This window comes from Methylobacterium sp. WSM2598 (genome assembly GCF_000379105.1).
Lineage (GTDB): Bacteria > Pseudomonadota > Alphaproteobacteria > Rhizobiales > Beijerinckiaceae > Methylobacterium.
In genome coordinates this window covers 7,053,210-7,075,350 of sequence record NZ_KB900609.1, presented here as the reverse complement: position 1 = coordinate 7,075,350, position 22,141 = coordinate 7,053,210, and the positions used below count along the sequence as shown (strand labels likewise).

At 72.7% G+C, this 22,141-nt stretch carries 19 protein-coding genes; 15 read left to right on the top strand and 4 right to left on the bottom strand.

Going from position 1 to position 22,141, the window contains the following annotated elements:
- Positions 1-140: 140 nt before the first annotated feature.
- The 3 genes from MET2598_RS0132955 to MET2598_RS0132940 all read left to right on the top strand — a co-directional run bounded on the left by MET2598_RS0132955 (position 141) and on the right by MET2598_RS0132940 (position 3,385).
- Positions 141-578 (top strand): MucR family transcriptional regulator, encoded by a 438-nt coding sequence (locus MET2598_RS0132955; protein WP_012335591.1) that lies wholly within the window; start codon positions 141-143, stop codon positions 576-578.
- Between the two features lie 1,048 nt (positions 579-1,626).
- Positions 1,627-2,745 carry an MBL fold metallo-hydrolase gene (locus tag MET2598_RS0132945; protein ID WP_026191059.1) on the top strand — a complete coding sequence of 373 codons (1,119 nt, stop codon included), beginning with the start codon at positions 1,627-1,629 and terminating at the stop codon, positions 2,743-2,745.
- Positions 2,738-3,385, top strand: a complete 648-nt coding sequence (locus MET2598_RS0132940) for an SCO family protein (protein WP_012335594.1) — start codon at positions 2,738-2,740, stop codon at positions 3,383-3,385. Before MET2598_RS0132945 ends, MET2598_RS0132940 begins: the two co-directional genes overlap by 8 nt.
- 148 nt (positions 3,386-3,533) lie before the next feature.
- On the opposite strand, the gene MET2598_RS37830 is transcribed toward MET2598_RS0132940, so the two are convergent.
- Positions 3,534-4,325: an adenylate/guanylate cyclase domain-containing protein gene (locus MET2598_RS37830; protein WP_018263736.1), complete on the bottom strand. Its 792-nt coding sequence runs from the start codon at positions 4,323-4,325 to the stop codon at positions 3,534-3,536.
- Positions 4,326-4,580: 255 nt separating this feature from the next.
- Here MET2598_RS37830 and MET2598_RS0132930 point away from each other — a divergent pair, with 255 nt between their 5' ends.
- The 8 genes from MET2598_RS0132930 to MET2598_RS0132890 all read left to right on the top strand — a co-directional run bounded on the left by MET2598_RS0132930 (position 4,581) and on the right by MET2598_RS0132890 (position 15,107).
- Positions 4,581-5,345, top strand: a complete 765-nt coding sequence (locus tag MET2598_RS0132930) for an SDR family oxidoreductase (RefSeq protein ID WP_018263735.1) — start codon at positions 4,581-4,583, stop codon at positions 5,343-5,345.
- A gap of 178 nt (positions 5,346-5,523) precedes the next feature.
- The gene (gene sigJ / locus MET2598_RS0132920; protein ID WP_018263733.1) at positions 5,524-6,447 is read left to right on the top strand and encodes an RNA polymerase sigma factor SigJ; all 924 of its coding nucleotides are present in this window, start codon (positions 5,524-5,526) and stop codon (positions 6,445-6,447) included.
- Positions 6,448-6,526: 79 nt separating this feature from the next.
- The gene (locus MET2598_RS0132915) at positions 6,527-8,896 is read left to right on the top strand and encodes a sensor histidine kinase NtrY-like (RefSeq protein WP_018263732.1); all 2,370 of its coding nucleotides are present in this window, start codon (positions 6,527-6,529) and stop codon (positions 8,894-8,896) included.
- Between the two features lie 212 nt (positions 8,897-9,108).
- Positions 9,109-10,479: a nitrogen assimilation response regulator NtrX gene (ntrX, locus tag MET2598_RS0132910; RefSeq protein ID WP_012335599.1), complete on the top strand. Its 1,371-nt coding sequence runs from the start codon at positions 9,109-9,111 to the stop codon at positions 10,477-10,479.
- Between the two features lie 249 nt (positions 10,480-10,728).
- On the top strand, positions 10,729-10,983 hold the full coding sequence (gene hfq, locus MET2598_RS0132905; protein WP_018263731.1) for an RNA chaperone Hfq: 255 nt from the start codon (positions 10,729-10,731) through the stop codon (positions 10,981-10,983).
- A 141-nt stretch (positions 10,984-11,124) separates the two neighbouring features.
- Positions 11,125-12,549 carry a GTPase HflX gene (gene hflX / locus MET2598_RS0132900; RefSeq protein ID WP_012335601.1) on the top strand — a complete coding sequence of 475 codons (1,425 nt, stop codon included), beginning with the start codon at positions 11,125-11,127 and terminating at the stop codon, positions 12,547-12,549.
- A 76-nt stretch (positions 12,550-12,625) separates the two neighbouring features.
- The gene (locus tag MET2598_RS0132895; RefSeq protein ID WP_012335602.1) at positions 12,626-13,675 is read left to right on the top strand and encodes a hypothetical protein; all 1,050 of its coding nucleotides are present in this window, start codon (positions 12,626-12,628) and stop codon (positions 13,673-13,675) included.
- A 199-nt stretch (positions 13,676-13,874) separates the two neighbouring features.
- Positions 13,875-15,107 (top strand): glycosyltransferase family 61 protein, encoded by a 1,233-nt coding sequence (locus MET2598_RS0132890; RefSeq protein WP_012335603.1) that lies wholly within the window; start codon positions 13,875-13,877, stop codon positions 15,105-15,107.
- A gap of 46 nt (positions 15,108-15,153) precedes the next feature.
- Here the strand turns inward: MET2598_RS0132890 and MET2598_RS0132885 are convergent, their stop codons facing one another.
- Entirely contained in the window at positions 15,154-16,146 is a 993-nt protein-coding gene (locus MET2598_RS0132885; protein ID WP_012335604.1) for a catalase family peroxidase, read from the bottom strand.
- Between the two features lie 244 nt (positions 16,147-16,390).
- Positions 16,391-17,176, bottom strand: coding sequence for a nucleoside triphosphate pyrophosphohydrolase (gene mazG, locus MET2598_RS0132880; RefSeq protein WP_012335605.1), 786 nt, complete (start codon positions 17,174-17,176; stop codon positions 16,391-16,393).
- Positions 17,177-18,069: 893 nt separating this feature from the next.
- On the opposite strand from mazG, the gene MET2598_RS0132875 reads away from it, so the two are divergent.
- Positions 18,070-19,146 (top strand): replication protein RepA, encoded by a 1,077-nt coding sequence (locus MET2598_RS0132875; RefSeq protein ID WP_012335606.1) that lies wholly within the window; start codon positions 18,070-18,072, stop codon positions 19,144-19,146.
- A gap of 459 nt (positions 19,147-19,605) precedes the next feature.
- Complete coding sequence (locus tag MET2598_RS0132870) at positions 19,606-20,139, top strand: HTH domain-containing protein (RefSeq protein WP_018263730.1); 534 nt, start codon at positions 19,606-19,608, stop codon at positions 20,137-20,139.
- Here the strand turns inward: MET2598_RS0132870 and MET2598_RS0132865 are convergent.
- On the bottom strand, positions 20,123-20,806 hold the full coding sequence (locus tag MET2598_RS0132865; RefSeq protein WP_012335608.1) for a S24 family peptidase: 684 nt from the start codon (positions 20,804-20,806) through the stop codon (positions 20,123-20,125). The genes MET2598_RS0132870 and MET2598_RS0132865 overlap by 17 nt on opposite strands.
- 362 nt (positions 20,807-21,168) lie before the next feature.
- Here MET2598_RS0132865 and MET2598_RS42460 point away from each other — a divergent pair, with 362 nt between their 5' ends.
- Entirely contained in the window at positions 21,169-21,318 is a 150-nt protein-coding gene (locus MET2598_RS42460; protein WP_012335609.1) for a hypothetical protein, read from the top strand.
- Between the two features lie 64 nt (positions 21,319-21,382).
- The gene (nusG, locus tag MET2598_RS0132855; RefSeq protein ID WP_012335610.1) at positions 21,383-22,060 is read left to right on the top strand and encodes a transcription termination/antitermination protein NusG; all 678 of its coding nucleotides are present in this window, start codon (positions 21,383-21,385) and stop codon (positions 22,058-22,060) included.
- Positions 22,061-22,141: the final 81 nt, after the last annotated feature.

The following is a 22,141-nucleotide window of genomic DNA, read 5'->3' as shown; positions in this document are numbered from 1 at the left end:
CCGGCCTGTCTGACGTTACGAAAGGGCGCCGTGCCCAAGCATATCCTCTCGGTTTCTGCCCCCGCAGACCTTGAAGTTGGCGGCATCTCGCGTAACATCTGCCGCACTGGATGGGGGCATGCCGTTTCAAGAGGATGATGATGGACTCCGACAACCAGACCGAGTTTCCGCAGTCGATTGAGCTGGTGTCCGACATCGTGTCGGCCTACGTGTCGAACAATTCGGTGCCCGTGGGTGAACTCGCCGCTCTGATCCGCAGCGTGCACGAGGCGGTGGCGCAACTGGGGGCTCCGGCCGCGCCGCAGCCGGAGAAGCTGGTCCCGCCGGTTCCGATCAAGAAGACGGTGACCCCGGACTATCTCATCAGCCTGGAGGATGGGCGGCGCTACCGCACGCTCAAGCGCCACCTCGCCGGCCGGGGGCTCACGCCGGAGCAGTACCGGGCGAAGTGGGGCCTCCCTCCGGATTATCCCATGGTGGCGGCGAACTATGCCGCCCAGCGCTCGGAACTCGCCAAGAGCATCGGCCTCGGCCAGAAGCCGGTCGCCCGCCGCCCCCGCGCCACGCAGGCGGCTTGATCCCGCGCCCGTCCCGGGACCCGCAACCGAATCAGACGCCCGCGGAAGACCGCTTCCGCGGGCGTCGTCGCGTCGGTGGTGCGCCGGCCGAGGGGAGGGGGCCCGCCGGGCGCGCCCCGGCCCCCGCGCAGCTCCGAGGGTCCGCGCGACCGGGCCGTTCCTTCGGCGGGCGGCTTTCGGCCGAGGCCGTGTGAGAACGCGACGGCGCGGACCGCGACCGGCGGTTCATCTCCCCAGAGGGGAGGTCGTCCCGCGAGGGGCGATTCCTCGGTCCGCGACGCCCGCGGCGCGGCGTGCTCGCATTCCCGCGCCGCCTGCACCCGTTGCGGGCCTCGCATCCCGCGTCGTTCGGGGAGGCGAGGGAGGGTCCGACGGGTGCCAGGTGCCGGTGCGGACGGCCCGCAGTCGATCTGCCCGGTCCAAGCTCGTCGGTGTTTGCCCGTCACTGCCGCTGCCGTCAGCGCCGAGGCGGATCACCGCTCGGCGAGGGCGCCGACGACCCGGACGATGCCGGCGCGGTCACCGGCGAGGCGCTCTGAGACGGCCGCGACGGGTGGCAGCTTCGAGACCTCCCGCCCCACCAGCGGGTCCAGCGTCCAGGCCCGCGCCGGGACGCGTCCCGCCTTGATCGGATCGCTGTCGGGCGATCCGCGATCCAGAATACCCGGCCCCGGTCCTGCCGGTTTGGGGAGAAGGCAAGCGCGATCGGGGCGCGATCCCTGAGCCTGCTCAGCACGACCCAGGGGACGATCCTGAGGGCAGGGGAACCACCCTCGGCAGCCCTCGGACGGGGCGCTCAGGTGGCTCTCGTTCACTTGCAAGGGTCACTTGCAAGGGTCACTTGCAAGGGTCACTTGCATTGCAAGGGTCCATGGCGGCTCTTCAGGAGTCGAGGCTCCCCTGAAGGAGCGACGGATCGGTTGGGTGCCCGCTACATGTATTGAGGTGAATTGGCCCGATGGAATAATTCGTGCTATAGAGCCTCAACCTCGAGAGTTCCACGAGCCAGCTAGGCAGCTGCGTCGGAACAGGTGGCGGGGGACGCGCCATGATGCGAAGCTTGGCACGACGGGACTTCCTGAAAGCTTCGGCCGCGCTGGGCGCGAGTGCCGCGGCGGGCTTCGCCTGCCTCGAGATCGCGACCGCCGCGCCGATCGAGATTCCCACGGTCGACGCGCTCACCCTCCGCGTGCTGGTCGATTCCGCGCACGATCAGTTCCTCAAGCCCAGCACCGTGCAAGGTGTCGTTCATCAGCCACCCGGCGGCGGCCGCGGCAGCGACTACAGGAAGGTTCTGCACAACCAGTGGGGTCTATCCCTCTTCGCCGAGTCGCAGCGACGCGACGAGACCAAGACGATCCTCCTCGACTTCGGCTACACGCCGGAAGCCCTTCTCAACAACATCGAGATCCTGAAGCTCGATCCGAGCAAGGCCGATGCCCTGATCGTCAGCCACGGGCACCACGACCATTACGGGGGCCTGATCGGCTTCCTGGACCGGTACAGGGCGTCGCTGCCGCCGGACGTCAAGCTGTTCGCCGGCGGGGAGGACAATTTCTGCCATCGGCTGGTGCCGAGCGGGACCGCCGGCCAGTTCACGGATTTCGGCCTGCTCGATCGGCGCGAACTGGCGGCCCGGCACATCACCACCGTCCTGTGCGAGGCGCCCACGGTGATCGCCGGGCACGCCTTCACGACGGGGCAGATCAAGCGCCGCTCGCTCGAGCGCGTCCTGCCCAACACCTTCGTCGAGCGCGGATTCAAGGACGGCGCGGGCTGCGATGCCGCCCACTACTCCCCGGCGGAGCTGGAAGGGAAGATCATCCCGGACGAGCACGTCCACGAGCACGCCACCTGCTTCAATCTCCGGGACAGGGGCCTCGTCGTCATCAGCTCGTGCGGGCATGTCGGAATCGTGAATTCGGTCCGGCAGGCGCAGGAGGTCTCGGGCGTCGAGAAGATCCACGCCATCGTCGGAGGGTTCCACCTCGGCCCGGCTCCGAAGGATTACCTCACCCAGGTCGTCGCCGAGATCGCCAAGCTGAAGCCGGACGTCGTCATCCCGATGCATTGCAGCGGCCTGAACTTCGTCCTCGAGGCGCAGGCGCAGATGCCGGAGAACGTGCTCGTGCCGACGACGGGCAGCCGGCTGCGCTTCGGTGCGTAGCGCCGTCCTGCGCGCCGCCCTGCTGGCAGGACTCGCCGGCGTCGCGGGCGGTCCGGTCCGGGCCGTTGAACCGGGCCGCCGGTCGGCGGCCGAACTCATGGACGTGCTGATGTGGAACCGCGAGCCGGTCGGCGGTCCCTTCGCGCTCGTTGACCAGACCGGACGCCCGCGCACCGACGCCGACTTCCGGGGCACACTGCTCCTCGTCTATTTCGGCTTCACGTCCTGCCCCGATGTGTGCCCCACCGACCTCGCGGAGATCGGCCGCTTGCTCGACCTCCTCGGAGACCGGGGCGCCTCGATCCAACCGCTCTTCATCACGCTCGACCCCGAGCGGGACACGGTCGCTCATCTTGCCGCGTACGTTCCGAGTTTCCATCCCCGGCTGATCGCTCTCACGGGCAGCGCCGAGGCCGTTCGCAACATTGCGGATGCTTACAAGGTCTATCATGAGCGCGTGCAGCTCGGCGGCAGCGACTACACGGTCGATCACTCGGCGTTCATCTATCTGATGGATCGGTCGGGCGGTTACCTCGGGTTTTTTCCTCCCGGCACGACGGCCGAACGGATGTCCGCGATCGTCGAGCCGCTTCTCACGACCCCCTCGTCCGATCGGTCGCGCCGCGACCGCCGACCTTGAGCTCTGGGCGGCGGTTCTCCGCCGGGCCTCGGGCAGGGCGCGCGCACGGCGCACGGGGTTCCTGCCCCGGACCATCGATCGTGCGGCATTCTCTGCGGCTGCGCACCGCTGCTTCGCGGATGACCGTCGGTCCCCTCGCCCTGCGCGGTCACGAGAGCGGCGCGGGACGCCCTGGCGGCACGGCCGCCGTCGATGCCGGGGCGCCCGGACGCGGGGCTGGCCGTCGCCACTCCGGCTCGGCCAGGATCCAGACCTCCGTCGCCTGCGCGCGACCGTGCACGACCAAGGGCGCGTGGCGGCGCAGGCCGTCGAGGGCGGGCTCGCCGGCCTCCGCGCGGACCCGCTCGACCAGGGCGTGACTGCTCACCAGCGGGGTCCGGAGGCCGCGGCTCTGCGCTTCGAGCCGGCTCGCGACGTTCACCGTGTCGCCGAGAACCGCGTATTCGAGCCGGCGCGCGTGGCCGATCGTGCCGAGCACGACCGGCCCGACATGCAGGCCGATCCCGATCTGCAGGGCCGGCTCGCCGAGCGCGCGGCGCTCGACGTTCCACGCGTCGAGGCAGGCCAGCATCCGGCGCGCGCAGGCCAGCGCATCCGCAACGTCGCGGGGGCCCGGCCTCGGCGTGCCGAAGGTCGCCATCACGCTGTCGCCCACGAACTTGTCGAGCGTTCCCCCCGCCTCGAACACGCAGCCGGCCATGCGCTCGTGGAAGCCGCGCAGCATCGCCATGACGGTCTGCGGCGAACGGCGCTCGCACAGGCCCGTGAACCCGACCACGTCGGCGAAGAGGATCGCGACGTCCTGGACCCGCGCGGGACCGAACGGCTCGTCGAGCGCGGCCAGCTCCTCCACGAGATTTGCCGAGACGTGGCGGGCGAGGTTGTCGCGGGCGCGAGCGACCCGCGCCTGCGCCTCGACCAGCCGGCGCGCGCGGTGCACGACGACCGCGAGGATCCCGGTGATCAGGCAGGCGGTGAAGACGCTCGTCGCCCAGGCCGCGGCATCGACGAAGGCGGGATCCAGGTAGCGCGCCAGGGCCCCGGGGCCGGCGCCCCCGTGACATCGCGCGGCGCGGCCGGTTCTCGGGCCGCAGGCCGGGCCGGCCGCCTCCGCCCGGATGTCACCATCCGATCCCCTGCCTCGTCAGGACAGGAGCCGGCCGCCGCGCCGGCGCCGTGCGACAGAGAGGCAACCATGAGAATCGTCGTCATCGGCGGGACCGGGCTGATCGGCCGTCAGGTCGTCGCGAGCCTGCGCGCGCTCGGCCACGAGGCCGTGCCCGCGTCACCCGCCTCGGGCGTGAACACGGTCACCGGCGAGGGACTCGCCGCGGTGCTGCGGGGCGCGCGGAAGGTGGTCGACGTCGCCAACTCACCCTCCTTCGAGGAGGAGGCGGTGATGGCCTTCTTCCGGACTTCGGGACGCCATCTCCTGCGCGCCGAGGCGGAGGCGGGCATCGCCCACCACGTCGCCCTGTCGGTGGTCGGAACCGACCGCCCGCAGGCCCCCGCCTACCTCCGGGCCAAGCTGGCCCAGGAGCAGCTGATCACGGCCGCGGGCATCCCCTTCACGATCGTGCGGGCGACGCAGTTCTTCGAGTTCATGGGCGGCATCGCCGAGGAGGGGACGCGGGACGGCGTGGTCCGCCTCTCGCCGGCGGCGATGCAGCCGATCGCTTCGGGCGACGTCGCGCGGGCGCTCGCGGAGGTCGCGCTCGCCGAGCCGGCGAACGGCATCGTCGAGATCGCCGGGCCGGAACGCGCCCCCTTCGCCGCGTTCGTCGGCACCTGGCTCCGTCACCGCGACGATCCCCGCCGCGTCGTGGTCGATCCGGCGGCCCCGTATTTCGGCGTGCCGATCACCGACGCGACCCTGACGCCGGGACCGAACGCGCGCATCATGCCGACGCGATTCGACGACTGGCTGACCGCGGCGGCGAGCCGCGAGGGGAGTGCCTGATGCGCGCCTCGTCCCCCTGCCTCGCGCTCGCGCCCGTGGTCGGGCCCGTGGTCGGGCCCGTCTTGGCGGCGAACGGCCTCGCGCGCGCCGCGCCGGTCCCGCGGGCGCGCCGCGGGATCGCGCCCGACGAGGTTCGTCCCGGCATGCCCTCGCGAGCCCGCGCGCGGGGGACCTCGCGATGACGCCCCGGAGCTCCGATCCGCTCTCCGGACCCACCGGGAGAGCCCTGCTGCCGGAGGACGCGCAGCTCGCGGAATTCGAGGCGCAGCGCCCGCGCCTGCTGCGCCTCGGCTACCGCATGCTCGGTGCGCTGAGCGAGGCCGAGGACGTGGTGCAGGAGGCGTGGCTGCGCTGGTCGGGCGTGCGGGACGGCGTCGCGACGCCGGCCGCCTACCTCACGCGCATCGTGACGCGGCTGTGCCTCGATCAGCTGAAATCGGCGCGGGCCCGGCGCGAGACCTATGTCGGTGCCTGGCTTCCCGAGCCGCTGATGGGCGCGGCCGATCCGGACGAGACGGTCGGCGGGGACGTCACGCTGACGCTCATGCTGGCGCTCGAGCGGCTGTCGCCGCTCGAGCGGGCGGCCTTCCTCCTCCACGACGTGTTCGGCGTCGCGCTGCCCGAAGTGGCCGCGACGCTCGACCGCGCGCCGGCCGCCGTGCGTCAGCTCGCGGTGCGGGCCCGCAGGCATGTCCAGTCCGGCCGTCAGCGCTACCGCGTCGACGCCGCGGAAGCCGAGCGCGTCGCGCGCGCCTTCTTCGCCGCCTCGCGCGACGGCGACACGGCGGCGCTCGCCTCGCTGCTGGCCGCCGATGTCGAACTTCGCTCGGACGGCGGCGGCCGCGTCCTCGCCTATCCCAACGTGATCCGCGGCGCGGACCGGGTGATCCGGCTCTTCGCCGGCCTCTCGGGCAAGGCCTATTTCCAACCCGTTCTCCTCAAGGTTGCGATCATCGACGGATTGCCCGGGTACGTCAGCGCCACGCGCGGCGGCCTGCTCCAGACGACGGCCCTCTCCGTTCGCGACGGGCGCGTCGCCGCCATCTACGCGGTGCGCAATCCCGACAAGCTCCGCCACGTCGCCGCCGCGCTCGGCCGGTGATCCGCGGGGCGCGGCGGCTGGCCGAAATCGCCGCGCTCCCGTATTAATTTCGCCACACTGTAGTGGCCTTGCATCAGCCATGTTGCTGTCGCGCCGCGTTCACGCGCCCGGGGCCTCCCCCGGTGCCCCGCCGGAGACGGCCCCGCGGGGGCCGGGGCTGTTCGGGGCCCTGGTCGTCGGGGTGGCGCTGGCGCTCGCCCTCGCCACCTTCCTGATCCTGGTCGGGGCCACCGGCATCGCCCCGACCCACGACGTCGTCGTCGCGCTGCTGCTCGGCAACGTCGCCCTGGTGATCGGCCTCGTGGTGGTGATCGCCTGGGAGGCCCGGGTCTTCCTGCGGGCGCGGCAGGCCAATGCCCGGGTGGCGCGGCTGCACACCCGCATCGTCGGCCTGTTCAGCCTCATCGCCACCCTGCCCACCATCCTGCTCGCGGTCGTGGCCTCGATCACCCTGGAGCGCGGCCTCTCGCCCTGGTTCTCCGACCGGATGCGCAACGTCGTGCTGATGTCCGTCGACGTCGCCGACGCCTACCTGACCAACCAGTGCCAGAGCCTCGCCCGCGAGGCCCGCATCCTCTCGGACGATCTCACCCGGGCGCGCCCCGCCTTCGAGGTCGAGCGGGCGTGGTTCGAGAACTTCCTCACCGCGCGCGCGAGCTCCCTCGGGCTGCCGATCGCCCGCATTATGCGCTCCGCCGACGAGACCGTGGCGCGCGCCAACATCGACGTGCTCAAGAACCCGCCGCTGCCCTCCGCGGCCGATTTCGAGGAGGCCGCCAAGTCCAACGACCCGACCTGCCTGCTGCCCCGCGAGGGCCGCGTCTTCGGGGCCCTGATGAAGCTGCCGGCCTACGGCGACGCCTACCTGCTGATCGAGCGCGAGGTGACGCGCCTCGCCGTCGAGTTCCCGGGCGTCTCGCGGGCGGCGGCGACCGAGTTCCTCACCATCGATGCCGGGCGGCGCAGCGTGCAGATCGCCTTCGCCAGCATGTTCGCCCTGATCGCCCTGATCGCCCTGCTCTCGGCGGTCTGGTTCGGGCTCAACTTCGCCAACCGGTTCGTCGCCCCGATCCGCCGCCTCATCAACGCCGCCGACCAGGTCGCCTCCGGCAACTTCTACGCCCAGGTCCCGCACCGCAAGACCGAGGGGGACCTCCAGCACCTGGGCGAGAGCTTCAACAAGATGACCCAGGAGCTGCGCCGCCAGCACGACGGGCTGATCGAGGCGCGCGACCAGATCGACCGCCGCCGCCGCTTCACCGAGGCGGTCCTCGCCGGCGTGCCGGCCGGCGTGCTCGGGATCGACGCGGAGGGCGTCATCACCATCGCCAATCCCTCGGCCGAGCGGATGCTCGGCCTCACCCCGCAGGAACTCGTCGGCACGCCCCTGCGGGTCGCGGTGCCGGAACTGGCGGGCCTCCTCGGCGCCTCCGGCGAGGGGCGCCTGCGCCCGCTCCAGCAGCAGATCCAGATCACCCGCAAGGGCCGCGAGCGCACCATCGACGTGCGGGTCACCAGCGAGCAGGCGCAGGGCATCGACCGCGGCCACGTCGTCACCCTCGACGACATCACGGACCTCGTCGCCGCCCAGCGCACCTCCGCCTGGGCCGACGTCGCCCGGCGCATCGCCCACGAGATCAAGAACCCGCTCACCCCCATCCAGCTCTCGGCCGAGCGCATCCGCCGCAAGTACGGCAAGGTCATCACCACCGACAAGGACGTGTTCGAGCAGTGCACCGCCACGATCGTGCGCCAAGTCGACGACATCAAGCGGATGGTCGACGAGTTCTCGTCGTTCGCCCGGATGCCCAAGCCGGCGATCTCCCGCAACGACCTGACCGAGATCGTGAAGCAGAACCTGTTCATGATGCGGGTGGCGCATCCCGACATCGATTTCGCGATGGAGGGGGAGGGCACCCGGATCAGCGCCGCCTTCGACACGCGCCTCCTCTCCCAGGCGGTCACCAACATCCTCAAGAACGCCGTCGAGGCGGTCCAGGCGGTGCCGGAGGCGGAGCGCGGCCGCGGGCGGATCGCCGTGCGCCTCCTGGAGGAGGGGGACGGCGCCGTGATCGAGATCACCGACAACGGCAAGGGTTTTCCGGCCGAAGGGCGCCAGAGGCTGCTCGAGCCCTATATGACGACCCGCGAGGGGGGGACCGGCCTCGGGCTGGCGATCGTGAGCAAGGTCTTGGAAGAGCACGGCGGCGGCATCGATCTCAACGACAATCCGGCGGGGCGGGGCGGGCAGGTGCGCATGCGCCTCCTGCGCGAGGTGCCGCGCCCCGCCTCGCCCGAGGGCGCGGCCGCCCCGGCCCAGAGCGCGGCGGCCCAAGGCGCGGCCGGCCAAGGCGCGGCCGCCCAGAGCGCGGCGGCCCAAGGCGCGGCGGGGCAGGGCGCGGCGGGGCAGGACGCCCCGGCGCCGAGCGCGCAGGGGGTCGCACCGTGAGCCGGCCGATCTCCGCTCGGGGGCCGATCTCCGCTCGGGAGCCGCTCCGCTCGGGAGCCGATCTCCGTTCGGCGGCCGGGCGCCGCAGCGCGCCGCGGGCGAGCGCCCCGCGGCCCGGCGCGGCGCGCCGGCAGGGCCGGACAAGCCATCGCGAGAACCATCAGGGTGCGGCCGCAGGGCCGGGCATCCGCAGCGCCGGGAGGCCGTGACCGATGAGCGCCGACATCCTGATCGTCGACGACGAGGCCGACATCCGCGACCTCGTGGCGGGCATCCTCGACGACGAGGGCCACCGCACCCGCACGGCCGGGTCCTCCGACGAGGCGCTCGCCGCCATCGAGCAGCGCCGGCCCCACCTCGTCTTCCTCGACATATGGCTGCAGGGCTCGCGCCTCGACGGGCTCCAGCTCCTCGACGTGATCAAGGCCCAGGCCCCGGACCTGCCCGTGGTGATGATCTCGGGCCACGGCAACATCGAGACCGCGGTCTCGGCCATCAAGGCGGGCGCCTACGACTTCATCGAGAAGCCGTTCAAGGCCGACCGGCTGATCCTGGTGGCCGAGCGGGCGCTCGAAGCCTCGCGCCTCAAGCGCGAGGTGCGCGACCTCAAGGCCCGCTCCGGCCAGGCGAGCCGCATCGTCGGCGGCTCGGTGGCGGTGAACCAGCTGCGCCAGACCATCGAGCGGGTCGCCCCCACCAATGCCCGCGTGATGATCTCGGGCGCGCCGGGCTCCGGCAAGGAGCTCTCGGCCCGCACCCTCCACGCGGCCTCGGGCCGGGCGAGCGGCCCCTTCGTGGTGATCAACGCCGCCACGATCACGCCCGAGACCATGGAGGCGGAGCTGTTCGGGGTCGAGGCCGCGGACGGGCGGCCCCGCCGCGTCGGCGCCCTGGAGGAGGCCCACGGCGGCACCCTCTACATCGACGAGGTCGCGGACATGCCCCGCGAGACCCAGAACCGCATCCTGCGGGTCCTCGTCGACCAGAACTTCCAGCGCGTCGGCGGCACCACCCGGGTCCATGTCGACGTGCGCATCATCTCCTCCTCCTCGCGCGACCTCGCCGAGGAGATCGCGGGCGGCCGCTTCCGGGAGGACCTCTTCCACCGCCTCAGCGTGGTGCCGATCCGGGTGCCGCCGCTGGCCGAGCGCCGCGAGGACGTGCCGGAGCTGATCGGCTTCTTCATGGAGCAGATCTCGATGGCGACCGGCCTGCCCCAGCGCCGGATCGCCCCCGACGCCATGGCGGTGCTGCAATCCCACGACTGGCCCGGCAACGTCCGCCAGCTGCGCAACAACGTCGAGCGGCTGATGATCCTCACCCAGGGCGATCCCGAGACCGAGGTCACCACCGAGATGCTGCCGAGCGAGGTCGGCGCCCTCGTCCCCACCACCCCGAGCGGGGCGGGGGGCGAGAAGCTGATGAGCCTCGCCCTGCGCGAGGCCCGCGAGATCTTCGAGCGGGAGTACCTGGTCGCCCAGATCGCCCGCTTCTCCGGCAACATCTCCCGCACCGCCGAGTTCATCGGCATGGAGCGCTCCGCCCTGCACCGGAAGCTCAAGTCGCTCGGCATCGGCGCGTGATCCGGCGCGGCCGGTCCGCATTTGACAATGCGGACCGGCCGCGATCTTGCTATGAGCCACGCGGCCGCCGCGGGCGCCCCGACCGGGTCGTCTGGCCGGTGTCTCGCGTCGCGGCCGGATGCCTCTTGCGCCGGGCCGAGCTTCACCGTGTAATGGGTCTCGGGTCCGGGGCCGCGTCTCGCGGCCCGCAAGAATCAACGGAGCGACCCGTCATCCGGGGCCGGCAGCGGGTTCACAAGGATAAGAAGAATGGCGGGCGAGCGCGCTCAGAATCTGCAGGACACTTTCCTCAATCACGTCCGCAAGAACAAGATCCCTCTCACGATCTTCCTGGTCAACGGCGTCAAGCTGCAGGGCGTGGTGACTTGGTTCGACAATTTCTGCGTGCTGCTGCGGCGGGATGGACATTCGCAGCTGGTCTATAAGCACGCGATCTCGACGATCATGCCCGGTCATCCGGTGCAGCTCTTCGAGCAGGGCGAGGAGGGCGGCGAGAAGGGCTGAGCCCGGTCCTCCTCGCGCCGGGGCGGCGAATCCGCCCCCCGGCGCTTGATTGCGGCCGGCTCACCTCCAATCTGACACCGATCGCCAGGCAGCGGATCGGCCCGCCGGCCTGCGGCGGGATTCTGGTGAGATCGGCACTTCATGGAACCTCGGATCCCGGGTGACACCCGGCTGTCGGACGAGGCGCGGCCGGGCGAGGCCCGGCTGCAGCGGATGGCGGAGCCGGAGGGCACCATCGCGGCCGCCACCCGGACCCTCGTGCTCGGCCCCTACCTCACGCGGAGGGGCGACGCGGCGCGGGCGCCCACCCGCCCCCCCGAGGCGAGGCTCGACGAGGCGGTGGGGCTCGCCGCCGCCATCGACCTCGCGGTGGTCGACCGGCTGATGCTCCCGGTCCAGGCGATCCGGCCCTCGACCTACCTGGGCAAGGGCCGCGTCGAGGAGATCGCCGGGCGGATCGCCGCCGAATCCGTGCGCCTCGTGGTGATGGATTGCGCCCTCTCGCCGGTGCAGCAGCGCAACCTGGAGAAGGCGTGGGGCGTCAAGGTCATCGACCGGACCGGGATGATCCTGGAGATCTTCGGGCGCCGCGCCTCCACCCGCGAGGGCGCGCTCCAGGTCGAGCACGCCCATCTCGCCTATCAGCGCAGCCGCCTCGTCCGCTCCTGGACCCACCTCGAGCGCCAGCGCGGCGGCTTCGGCTTCCTCGGCGGCCCCGGCGAGACCCAGATCGAGGCCGACCGGCGCCTGATCCAGGAGCGCATGACCCGCATCGAGCGCGAACTCGGGACCGTCACCCGCACCCGCGGCCTGCACCGGCAGAGCCGCCGCCGCGTGCCCTACCCGATCGTGGCGCTGGTCGGCTACACCAATGCCGGCAAGTCGACCCTGTTCAACCGCCTCACCGAGGCCGAGGTGCGGGCCGAGGACATGCTGTTCGCGACCCTCGATCCCACCGCCCGGGCGATCAAGCTGCCGCACGGCGAGACCGCGATCCTGTCCGACACGGTCGGCTTCATCTCCGACCTGCCGACCATGCTGATCGCGGCGTTCCGGGCGACGCTGGAGGACGTGATCGAGGCCGACATCCTGCTCCACGTCCGCGACATGGCGCACGAGGACACGCAGGCCCAGGGGGAGGACGTGCAGGCGGTGCTCGCCGAACTCGGCATCGCCCCGCAGGCGGACCGGATCATCGAGGTCTGGAACAAGGCCGACCTGCTCGGCCCGGAGGAGCGCGAGCGCCTGCTCAACCTCAGCCGGCAGACCGGCACCCGGCCAGTCCTGATCTCGGCCCTCACCGGGGAGGGAACCGACGCGCTCCTGGCCCGGATCGAGGGGCGCATCGCCGAGAGCCGGGCGAGCTTCGCCCTCGTGCTCGACCCGGCCGAGGGGGCCGGGCTGCACTGGCTCTACGAGAATGCCGAGGTGCTCGACCGGCGGGAGGATGCGGGCGGGCGGCTCCACCTCGTGGTGCGCGTCGCCCCCGAGAAGGAGCCCCGCCTCCTCAATCGGTTCGGCACGGCCCGGCGCCTGCGCGCCGCCGGGGAGGCGGCCCGGCCCTGACCGGGATCCCCGCGCCGGGGCGGACCGCTTCGGTCCGCCCTTGCGCGGCGGCCCCCGACGGCGCAGGGACATCTCCATGCTGTTCGGACTCCACATCCACCACCCGGCGCATCTCTCGATCTGGATCGCCCCGGACGACCAGCGCGTCGTCCCGCGCATCAAGGTGACGGTCGACGGCGTCACCACGGTCAGCTCGGCGAACGAGGTCGATCACAACCTCAAATCCTGGGGCTGGCACTCGACCGGCCTGTGCGCGTTCAACCTCCACGACGGGGCCTTCCCGGGCCTGAGCGAGGCCGCCCTGCTGGAGGTCCGCGACTACGACACCAACATCCTGCTCTACCGCCGCAGCCGCGAACTCGGCGACACGCAGCGCCGGGTGCTCTTCCTCGACCACACCATCGGCCAGGCCAGTCCCCTCCGGGACACCCTGTTCTCGAAATTCCAGATCTCCCACCTGATGCTCAAGGGCGTGAGCCAGCCCGTCCTCAACTGCATCATCGGCAATCAATTCCTCAACTCGCTGTTCTGCTACGGCCCGATCTTCTATCCGGTCTGCGAATCCTTTCTGATCGAGCACAAGTTCCTCAAGATCTTCCTGGCGCACGACCCCTACCTGGAGCTGGCCCGCCGCATCTTCTGGCTGCGCAGGGTCTCGGAGCTGGCGGTCAGCAGCGCGCGCCACTGGCAGATCGAGGAGATCGTCGATGCGTGCTACTTCGCCTCCTCGCTCGATTTCAGCGATCTGCCGCTCCTCAAGAAGAGTTTCCGGAATCTCGATGCCAAGACCACCAACACCCTGTCGAACCCGATGACCCGCTATCTCGGCGCCCGGGACGAGCGCGAGGCGCTGAATCCGGGCCACTGGTCGACGGCGATCCAGAACCTGTCGCGCTTCGAGGTGGTCGGGCACCACGACTATGCCGGGGAATTCTCGGCCTCGGTGATGCAGGCCCTCGACCTCCCCTACGAGGAGCCGGTGCCCCGGCCCGGGCCGCGCCAGGAGGTGCGCGACGCCGCCGAGATGCTGCGGGCGGTCAGGAACGCCGCCCCCCTGGTCGAGATGGACCTCGACCTCAGCGAGCGCATCCGCTCCCTGGTCGAGAAGTACTGGAAGCAAGCCTGAGCCCGGCCGGCGCCGCGCCCCGCGGCCGGGCCTCGCCCGGCAGCCGGGCCTCGCCCGGCGGCGGGGCAGCGGCCCGGCGGGAGCTTGACCCGGTGGCGGCGGCGCCGCCAACCCGGGGGCGTGGCGGCGCGCCGCGCGCCGCCTCGGCGGCCGCGGGACGGGACCGCCGGGTTGAGAGGTCGGTTGAGAGACGCGCGCGATGGCACCCGAACACGATCTGGTCCCGGTCTCATGCGACCTCGACCGCCTGTACCGGTCGGACGGCTCCTCCGAACTGGCGGACGCGCTGCCCCCGATGGAGCCCTCCAGCCCCGACATCGACTTCGTCGACGACCTGTTCCCCGCCTACGCGTACGAGCGGCCGGCCCCCCTCACGCAGGTCTGCGGGGACGAGGAGGCGGCGCGGCACATGCGGCAGATCGAGAGCGACATGGCCCGGGGCGCCCGGCGGGGCGCGGCCTCGGCCCTGTTCCGCATCCGCGACGCCGTCCTGTACGACAACGTCATCCATCTCCTGCGCGGCGCGCGCCGCGCCGTCGTCTACGAGACCGCGCGGCCGCAGGACCTCGCGCATTTCCCGCTCGACCAGGCGCCGCACCCGATCCGGGACCAGGATTCCTCCGACGGCGCCCTCAACCTCGTCTTCACGAACTCCGCCTCGTTCAATTACGGCCACTGGCTGGTGGAGGATCTGCCGCGGCTGAAGGCGGTCCGGGTGCTCCGGCGCCGCTTTCCCGGCCGGCCCATCAACCTGATCATCACGACCTATCACGAGATCATCGACCAGGTGCGGCTGCGCTCGATCAAGCTGATGCTCGAGGGCCTGCGGGGGATCCGGATCGTGACGATCACGCGCGACCAGCCGCTGCATTTCGACGTGCTGCACTTCGCCTCGCCGATCGCCCTGCACCCGGTGCTGAAATCCCCCGAGGCGCTCGCCTTCCTGGCCGGGACGCTGCGGCGCCGGGTGCTGCTCGCGCGCCTGCGCATCGCCCGCGACGCCCTGCTGGCGACGCCCCGGCGCCGGCCCCTGCGGCGGCGGCTCTTCGTCGACCGCGCGCCGGATTACGGGCGCCGCCTCCTCAACCGGGACGACGTGCTGGCGCTCCTGTCCGGCGAGGGTTTCGAGGTGGTCGATCCCCTGACCCTGCCGTTCGGCCAGCAGGTCGCGCAGTTCGCCGATGCCGGGGTGGTGGTGGGCGGCATGGGGGCCGCCATGACCAACACGCTGTTCAGCCTGCCCGGGACGCAGGTGATCCACCTCGCGGCCGAGGGCTGGAACGACCCGTTCTTCTGGGACCTCGCGGCGGTGCGCGGGCACCGCTACCACGCGCTCTACGGCGCGAGCGACTCGAAGGAGCGGCCGAACCACGGCGCCTTCACGATCGACCTCGACGCCCTGCGGGCCGCCCTGCGGGCGGCGACCGCCTGACCGGGGGCGGCTCGCCCCGCGACCGAGCCCCCGGTCGAGTCCGCCGCTACTGCGACCGGCGGCTGAAGGAGACGGCGTAGGCCTGCACCCGCGCGTCGATCAGCGGGTCGTCCGAGACCTCGATCCCGTCCGGCAGGGCGTTCGGCATGAAGAGCAGCGCCTTCTGGGCCTCCTCGCTGTTCGCGACCGCCTTCGTGAGGGTGAGCGTGCCCATCTCGACGAGGCGCCGGTCCTCCGGCCAGGGCCGCGTCGCGTCCCGGGTGGAATCGCCCTCGCTCGCGAGCTGGGCGAGGACGCGGAACTCCACCGGCCCCTGGGCGAGGCGCGCGGGCAGTTCGCGCATCAGGAAGTCGGGGTCGCGCTTGGCGGCCTCGGCCGCCTCCAGGTACGCGGTGCCGGCGACCGGGACGAAGCGGTAGCGGAAGGGCGTGCGCTTGCCGGCCGCGTCCACGAACACGAAGGCGTTGACCCCGTTATAGACCTGCCCGGCGAGGCTCGTCGGCGTGCCGATCACCGCGCCGGCCCGGCCCGCCGCCGGGTGGCTGGCGACGAAGGTCTCCACCGGCGTCGGGTGCGGCGCGCCGGGGCCGCTCGCCGCCGCGGCCTTCAGGAGCTGCAGGAACTCCTCGGGCGTCGCCACGGGGAAGAACTTCAGCGAGTTCACCACCACGTCCATCTCGCCGCCCTCCGCGAGGGCGAATTTCAGCGCCATCCCGTGCGGCTTGGCATTCGCGTCCCCGTCCGGGATGGTGGGCAGCCCGGTCGCGTCGGAGAAGCGCGCCCGCACGGGCACCGCCGGCCCCCGGAACGGCGAGGCCTTGCTCAGCGCGGCGGCCTCCCGGCTCGGCGTGAAGGAGCCCTCCACCACGACGCCCTTGGCGTGGTTGGCGCGGAAGCCCGCGTGCTTGCCCCAGAGCGTGTTCATCACGTCGACGAGCTGCTCGGGCACCGGGGCCTCCTCGGCCCGCGCGCGAAGCGGCCCCGCGATCGCCAGCCCGAGCCCCGCGGCCAGGACGGCGCCGATCTTGGCGTAACCCATCGAAATCTCCGGTTGCAGCCGCCTTCCGATACGATCGGGCGGACCATCGCCCGGACGGAAGGTCCGGCGCAAGACGGGTTGCGCTCAACTGGCCGTGGGGCGGCCGTCCCGCGCCGGCGGGGGAGGGACCCCGGCGGGCCGCGCGCCGCGATCGGTCCGGCTCAGACCCCATCCGCTTGATCCCCGGGATGGCGGATTGGGGCTTCGCTCACGCGCCGCGCGGGCGCGTGATCCGGGATCCGCTTCACTCCTCCCGCTTCACCGCCGCCCAGGCCTCCTCCATCGCGGCGAGGCCCGCCTCCGGCAGGTCCTGCCCGCGGGCGCGCAGGCGGGCCTCCATCGCCTCGAAGCGGCGCCGGAACTTGCGGTTGGCGCGCCGCAGCGCCTCCTCCGGGTCGATTCCGGCGTGCCGGGCGAGGTTGGCGACCGAGAACAGGAGGTCGCCGATCTCCTCGGCCAGGGCCTCGCCGTCGCCCGCCGCCAGGGCCTCGGCCACTTCCTCCGTCTCCTCCCTGACCTTGTCCACGACCTCGGCGGCGTCCGGCCAGTCGAAGCCGACCGCGGCGGCCTTGGCCGAGATCTTCTCCGCCCGGGTCAGGGCCGGGAGCGCGAGCGGCACGCCGCCGAGCGTGCCCTCGGGGCGGCCCCTGCGCGCGCGCTCGGCCGCCTTGATCGCCGCCCACTGGGCGCTGACCGCCTCGGGGTCGAGGTCGCGCGCCTCGCCGAAGATGTGGGGGTGGCGCCGCACCATCTTGTCGGCGATGGCGGTCGCCACGTCGGCGAACGCGAAGGCCCCGGCCTCCTCCGCCAGCCGCGCCTGGAACACGACCTGGAACAGCAGGTCGCCGAGTTCGTCGCGCAGGTCGTCGAGGTCGCCCCGGTCGACCGCGTCGGCCACCTCGTAGGCCTCCTCGATCGTGTAGGGCACGATCGAGGCGAAGTCCTGCCGCAGGTCCCAGGGACAGCCGGTCTCCCTGTCGCGCAGGCGGGCCATGATGGCGAGGAGCCGCTCGATCGGGGTGGTGCTCATGCGGGGTCTCGCCGGCCGACGCGCCGTCCCGGCGACGCCCCGTGCTCATAAGCCGGCCCGCGCCGATGGTGAAGGAAGCCGGCAGCGCCGCACTCACCCTCGATCGTAATATTCCATTTATTCCTTTCGAAGCGGCGGCCGCGGGGGCGGGGGGCGAAGCCATCCCGCTCCCGCATGCCTTCGTTCTGCAAAACGAACCCCGGATCGGCCCCTATACGAGACCCTATCGGGTATGGATTTCAGAGAGTCAGTTCTGTGGATTATATGGAGAGGCGGATCTCTCAACCGGGCCAAGGGGTTGGGCCGGGATCCGGCATCCGACTCTGCGCATTCCCGCATGGAACTCTGCGCGGCCGCGCATCGGATTCTGCGGGGATCGCACGGGGTCGCGCATCGGATTCTGCGCGGCCGCGCATCGGATTCGGCGTCGCCCGCCGCCCAAGCCCCTCGGAATCCCACAGGTTTTCAGACCCCCCGGCGCACAGAACTCTGCGCGGGGGGGGCCGCGGCGGATCCGGGGCGTATCGAACTCTGCGCGGGATCGCGGCGCCGTCCACCGCCCGTCCCGCTCCGCGCCGCGCTCGGCGACAGGGTGCTCCCGGCCCTGTCCCCAGACCGGTCCACACCCGGTCCCCGGCCCCGCCGGTCCCTGGCCGCGCCCCGGCCGCGCCGGCGGCGCCGGCGAGGGCCGCGGGCGCGGGGCGTCGGGCGAGGATGATGGGGCGAGGATGATGGGGACGACTCGCGGGAATCTTGGGATAACTCCGCCGGGCCACGGGATTCCCGGGAGCGGAATCGGCCATGACGGATTTCCGCAGGGTGGTGAGGCCGGATTCCGCGGCGAGGGCGAGCCTCGCCCCGAGGCCCGGTTGGGGAGGCGCAGGCATCGGGCCATGGGCATCGAGGCCAAGATCGAGGCGATCCGCGACGAGGATCTGAGGGCGGAGCTCGAGGCGGCCCGCGGCAGCTTCCTGTTCGCGGTGATCGTCGAGACCATCGCCCACCGGCAGGCCCAGCGCGACGCCGAGCGGGAGGCGGCGGCGCGCGCGGCCGAGGCGCGCGCCGGCATGTCCCGCGACCAGCGCCGCCGGGACGCCGTGCGGGCGGTGATCGAGACCGAGCCCGTCGCCCCCGAGAACATCCAGCACATCCACTCGGTGCTGGCCCTGTGCGGGCTGCCCTACCGCGATCCGGGCGAGACGCGGGAGTTCTTCCGCGAGTACGGCCGCAACACGCTCAGCATCCTGGCCGGGCGGATCAAGAACCCGGCGACCGGCCAGATGGAGCTGCAGGGCCTGCCCTACGGCCCGAAGGCCCGCCTCGTGCTCCTGCACCTCTGCACCGAGGCGGTGCGCCAGCGCAGCCCCACCATCGAGGTCGCCGACAGCCTGTCGGGCTTCATGCGCGAGATGGGCTTCGCGGTGACGGGGGGCGAGCGCGGCACCATCCGGCAGTTCAAGGAGCAGCTCAACCGCCTCGCCGCCTGCACCCTGCAGATCGGCCTCTGGGATGGCCAGTCCCGCTCCTCCACCCTGACCATGCCGCCCTTCCGCAAGCTCGACCTCTGGCGGGGCGAGGGGCAGGCCGCCGCCTGGTCGAAGACCGTGCAGTTCCACCAGGATTTCTACGAGAACCTGGTCAAGCACGCGCTGCCGGTGGACATCCGGGCCGCCCGGGCCTTCGCGGGCTCGGCCCGCAAGCTCGACCTCCTGTTCTGGGTCGGCTACCGGCTGCGCGCCCTGCCGCGGCCCCTGCGCCTGTCCTGGGACACGCTGCACAAGCAGTTCGGGGCCGACAACGCCTCCCTGCGCAGCTTCCGCCAGGCCTTCAAGGCCGACGTCGCCCACCTGCGCGAGGTGTTTCCGAAGCTGCCGATCAGCCTCGACGAGGCCGGCATGCAGCTCCTGCCCGCCGATCCGAGCACGCTCCTGGTGCCGCCCAAGCCCGCCCGGAAGAAGGCCGCCGGCTGAGGCCGGAAGGCGGCGCCGGGGCGGTGCGAGGGCCGCGCCGCCCTGCTCGCATCGAGGCGGCGTGCGCGCTCCGCGCCTCTCGCTGCTCACCCCCGGGATCGCCGGCGTGGCGCGCCCCCGCCTTCCCGCCGCACGTCACCCTCATCGGGCAAGGGCGCGGTGCCGGACCCGTTCGCGCGCGGCGCTCGCCGCGGATGCGGGTCTTGTGGGCGGCTCTTCCGGCTCCGTGGCGGATCCCGACGGCGATCCCTGGGAACCGGCCTTCGCTCCCCTGGCGCCCCTCGACGCGGGCGGCCCCGTGGCGCTGCCGCGGCGCGGGGCGAGGGAGGATTGTGGAATAATTCCGTAAGCGGAATGGAATGGATCGTTCCAACCGCTTGCGGAATGTCCCGCGGCGGCGATATTCCTTCCTGAGCGGACGCCTCGCCGGGAGGGCGGACGGAATCGGCTGGGGGCGTGATGGTCCTGTCGGAGGCGGAGGTGCGGGCGCGGCTGGAGGCCCTGCGCCAGCAGCGCGCGGCGCTCGACCGCGCCATCGCCGAGCACGAACTCTACCTCGAACTCGGCCGCCGGCTCGCGGCGGCAGAACCCGCCCCGGCGCAGGCTCCGCCCGCTCCCGCGCCAACCGCCCAAGCGCGCGCCCAAGCGAGCGTCCAAGCGAGCGCCCAAGCGACGCTTCATCCGGCGACGCCTCATCCGGCGGCGCCCGCTTCGCCCCGCTCGGCGGGGCCGCCCGCGGCGGGCGGGCGCGCGGAGGGCCGGCGGGTGATCGAGGCGGCCTTCGCGGTGCTCGCCGCGGCCGGGCGGCCGATGCACGCGGCGGAGATCTGGGAGGCGATCGCCGCGCGCGGCCACACCCTGCCGGGCCACGATCCGGTCGCCGCCCTCAACACCCGCCTGTGGAAGCGCGCCCAGGGCGGCACCGCCCTGCGCCGGCTCGGCGACGGGGTCTACGCCCTCGACGCGCCCGTGAAGGTCAGCGCGGCCCCGTGAAGCGCCGCCAATGCTGCGCGTGCACCGTGCTGATGATGCCGGAGGCCCAGGCGAGGCGGCGGTCGGTCATCAGCGGGGCGTTGTGGCTCTCCAGGTGGTAGGTGCCCCGCCGCGAGCCGCGCAGGATCTTCTTGAGGAAGCGGTTGCCGTCCGGCGTGGCCACCGCCGCGTAGCAGCCCAAGAGCCGCTCCGGGCTCTCCCCGCCCTGCGCGCACAGCACGATGTCGTCCGGCTCGTATTTCGGGTGCATGGAGGCGCCCGCGACCCGGAACGCGATCGTGCCGGGCGGGAGCCAGAACGGCACCGTCACCTCGAACAGGTTGCCGCTCGGGTCCGGCTGCTCGTCCCCCGTGGCGATCAGCCCCCCGGCGCTGATCACGCCGCGCACCCCCACGACCTGGCCGCTCTCCCCCGGGGGCTCGCCCGCCTCGTCGTCGCCGAACAGCAGGCCCTTCGCGGTCACCTGCACGCCGTCCCGGCGGAACCGGGCCGCGTAGCGCTCGGCGTCGTCCTGCCCGATCGTGCGCGTGCCAGCCTCGTGGGCCCGGTAGCTGCTCTCCGGCCAGCCGTTGCGCAGGGCCGCGTCGCGGGCCGAGCGGTAGCCCGCCGCCAGCCGCGCGAGGCGCAGCCGCTCGCCCTGATCGATCCGGAGACGGGCCTCGTCCATCTGTCCACAACCTTGAGAGAGGTATTCGCTACCTAGCGTGTTGATCGCGGTCATTACATCATGTAGTGATCGGTGAGACAAGCGGCCGGCCCGATCGCGCCCGCCGCGCGCTCTTCCGTAACGGCAGGAGAGTACCATGACACGGCGCCGATCCGCGCCGCGCGCGCTTCCGCGCGCGGACCGCGTTCCCGCTGGCGGGAGGCGGCCCTTCGAGGCCGGGGGGCGGGCTTCCGCCGGGCCCGGTTCGCCGCTAAGCCGGCCCGGCGCGGCCCGGTTCCCGGGCGCCGCCGCGGGCCCGCGGCGCGATCCGGTGCGGGCCGAGGGCCGGTCCGGCCCCGCGCAACCCCGCCGAGGACGCCCCCATGAAGGCCGCCCTGATCGTGCTCTGGACCCTCGCGGCGGGCGTGCTCCTGTTCGTGATCGTGCGCCGGCGGATCGACCGCGCCCTGCGGGACCTCGACCGGAACCCTCCCGGGGAGACGCGCGAGGCCGGCCGCGACCCGGAGCCCTGACGGCCGCTTCGGGAACGGTCGCGCGGGCCGCGGGATCCTCCCCGCGGCCGGCCGGGAGGCGCGCGTGAGCCGCGCGTCGCAGAAGCGCCGCCGCGTCTGCCGCCGCCGCCGCGCCGCCCTCGCCCACGACCGGCCGCCCGCCGCCGCGCCGGAGGCGATCCGCCGCCGCCGCCGCCGGCACCGGCCGCCGCGCATCCTGGTCGCGCCGGACCGGGTCTGGCTCGTCGCCCGCACCCGCCCGCGCTGGGCCCCCCGGGTCGTGCGGGACCTCGCGGCCCTGGGCCTGTGCGCCTTCGAGGCCCGCGAGGAGGTCGAGCGGGTCGGCCCGGACGGCGCGCGCCGGCGCGTCGCGGTCCCGCTCCTGCACCGCCTGGTCTTCCTCGGCCTGCGCGACGACGCCGACCTCGCCCGCGCCGAGGCCCATCCGGGCGTGCTCCGGGTGCTGTTCCGCGAGGGCCGCGCCGTGACGATCCCGGCGCCGATCCTGCAGGCCTTCGCGGACGCGCTGGCCGGCCGCGCCGGGGAGGGGGAGGACGAGGCCGTGGAGGCGGTGCTCCTCGCCCTCGGGGACGCGGTGCGGGTGACGCGCGGGCCGCTCGCGGCGCTGCGCGGCACGATCGAGGCGGTCGACCCCGCCCGGCGCCGCTACCGGGTCGCCCTCGGGCTGTTCGGCCGGGCCACCCGCGTCGACCTCGCGGCGGAGGAGGTCGCGCCGGACGAGGGCGCGGCGCCCGGCCCCTGAACCGGGCCGACGGAAAACTCTTTTGCGCAACAAAATGAGTGAAACTTACCTTGATGAACTCAGAGAATCATGGGATGAAAT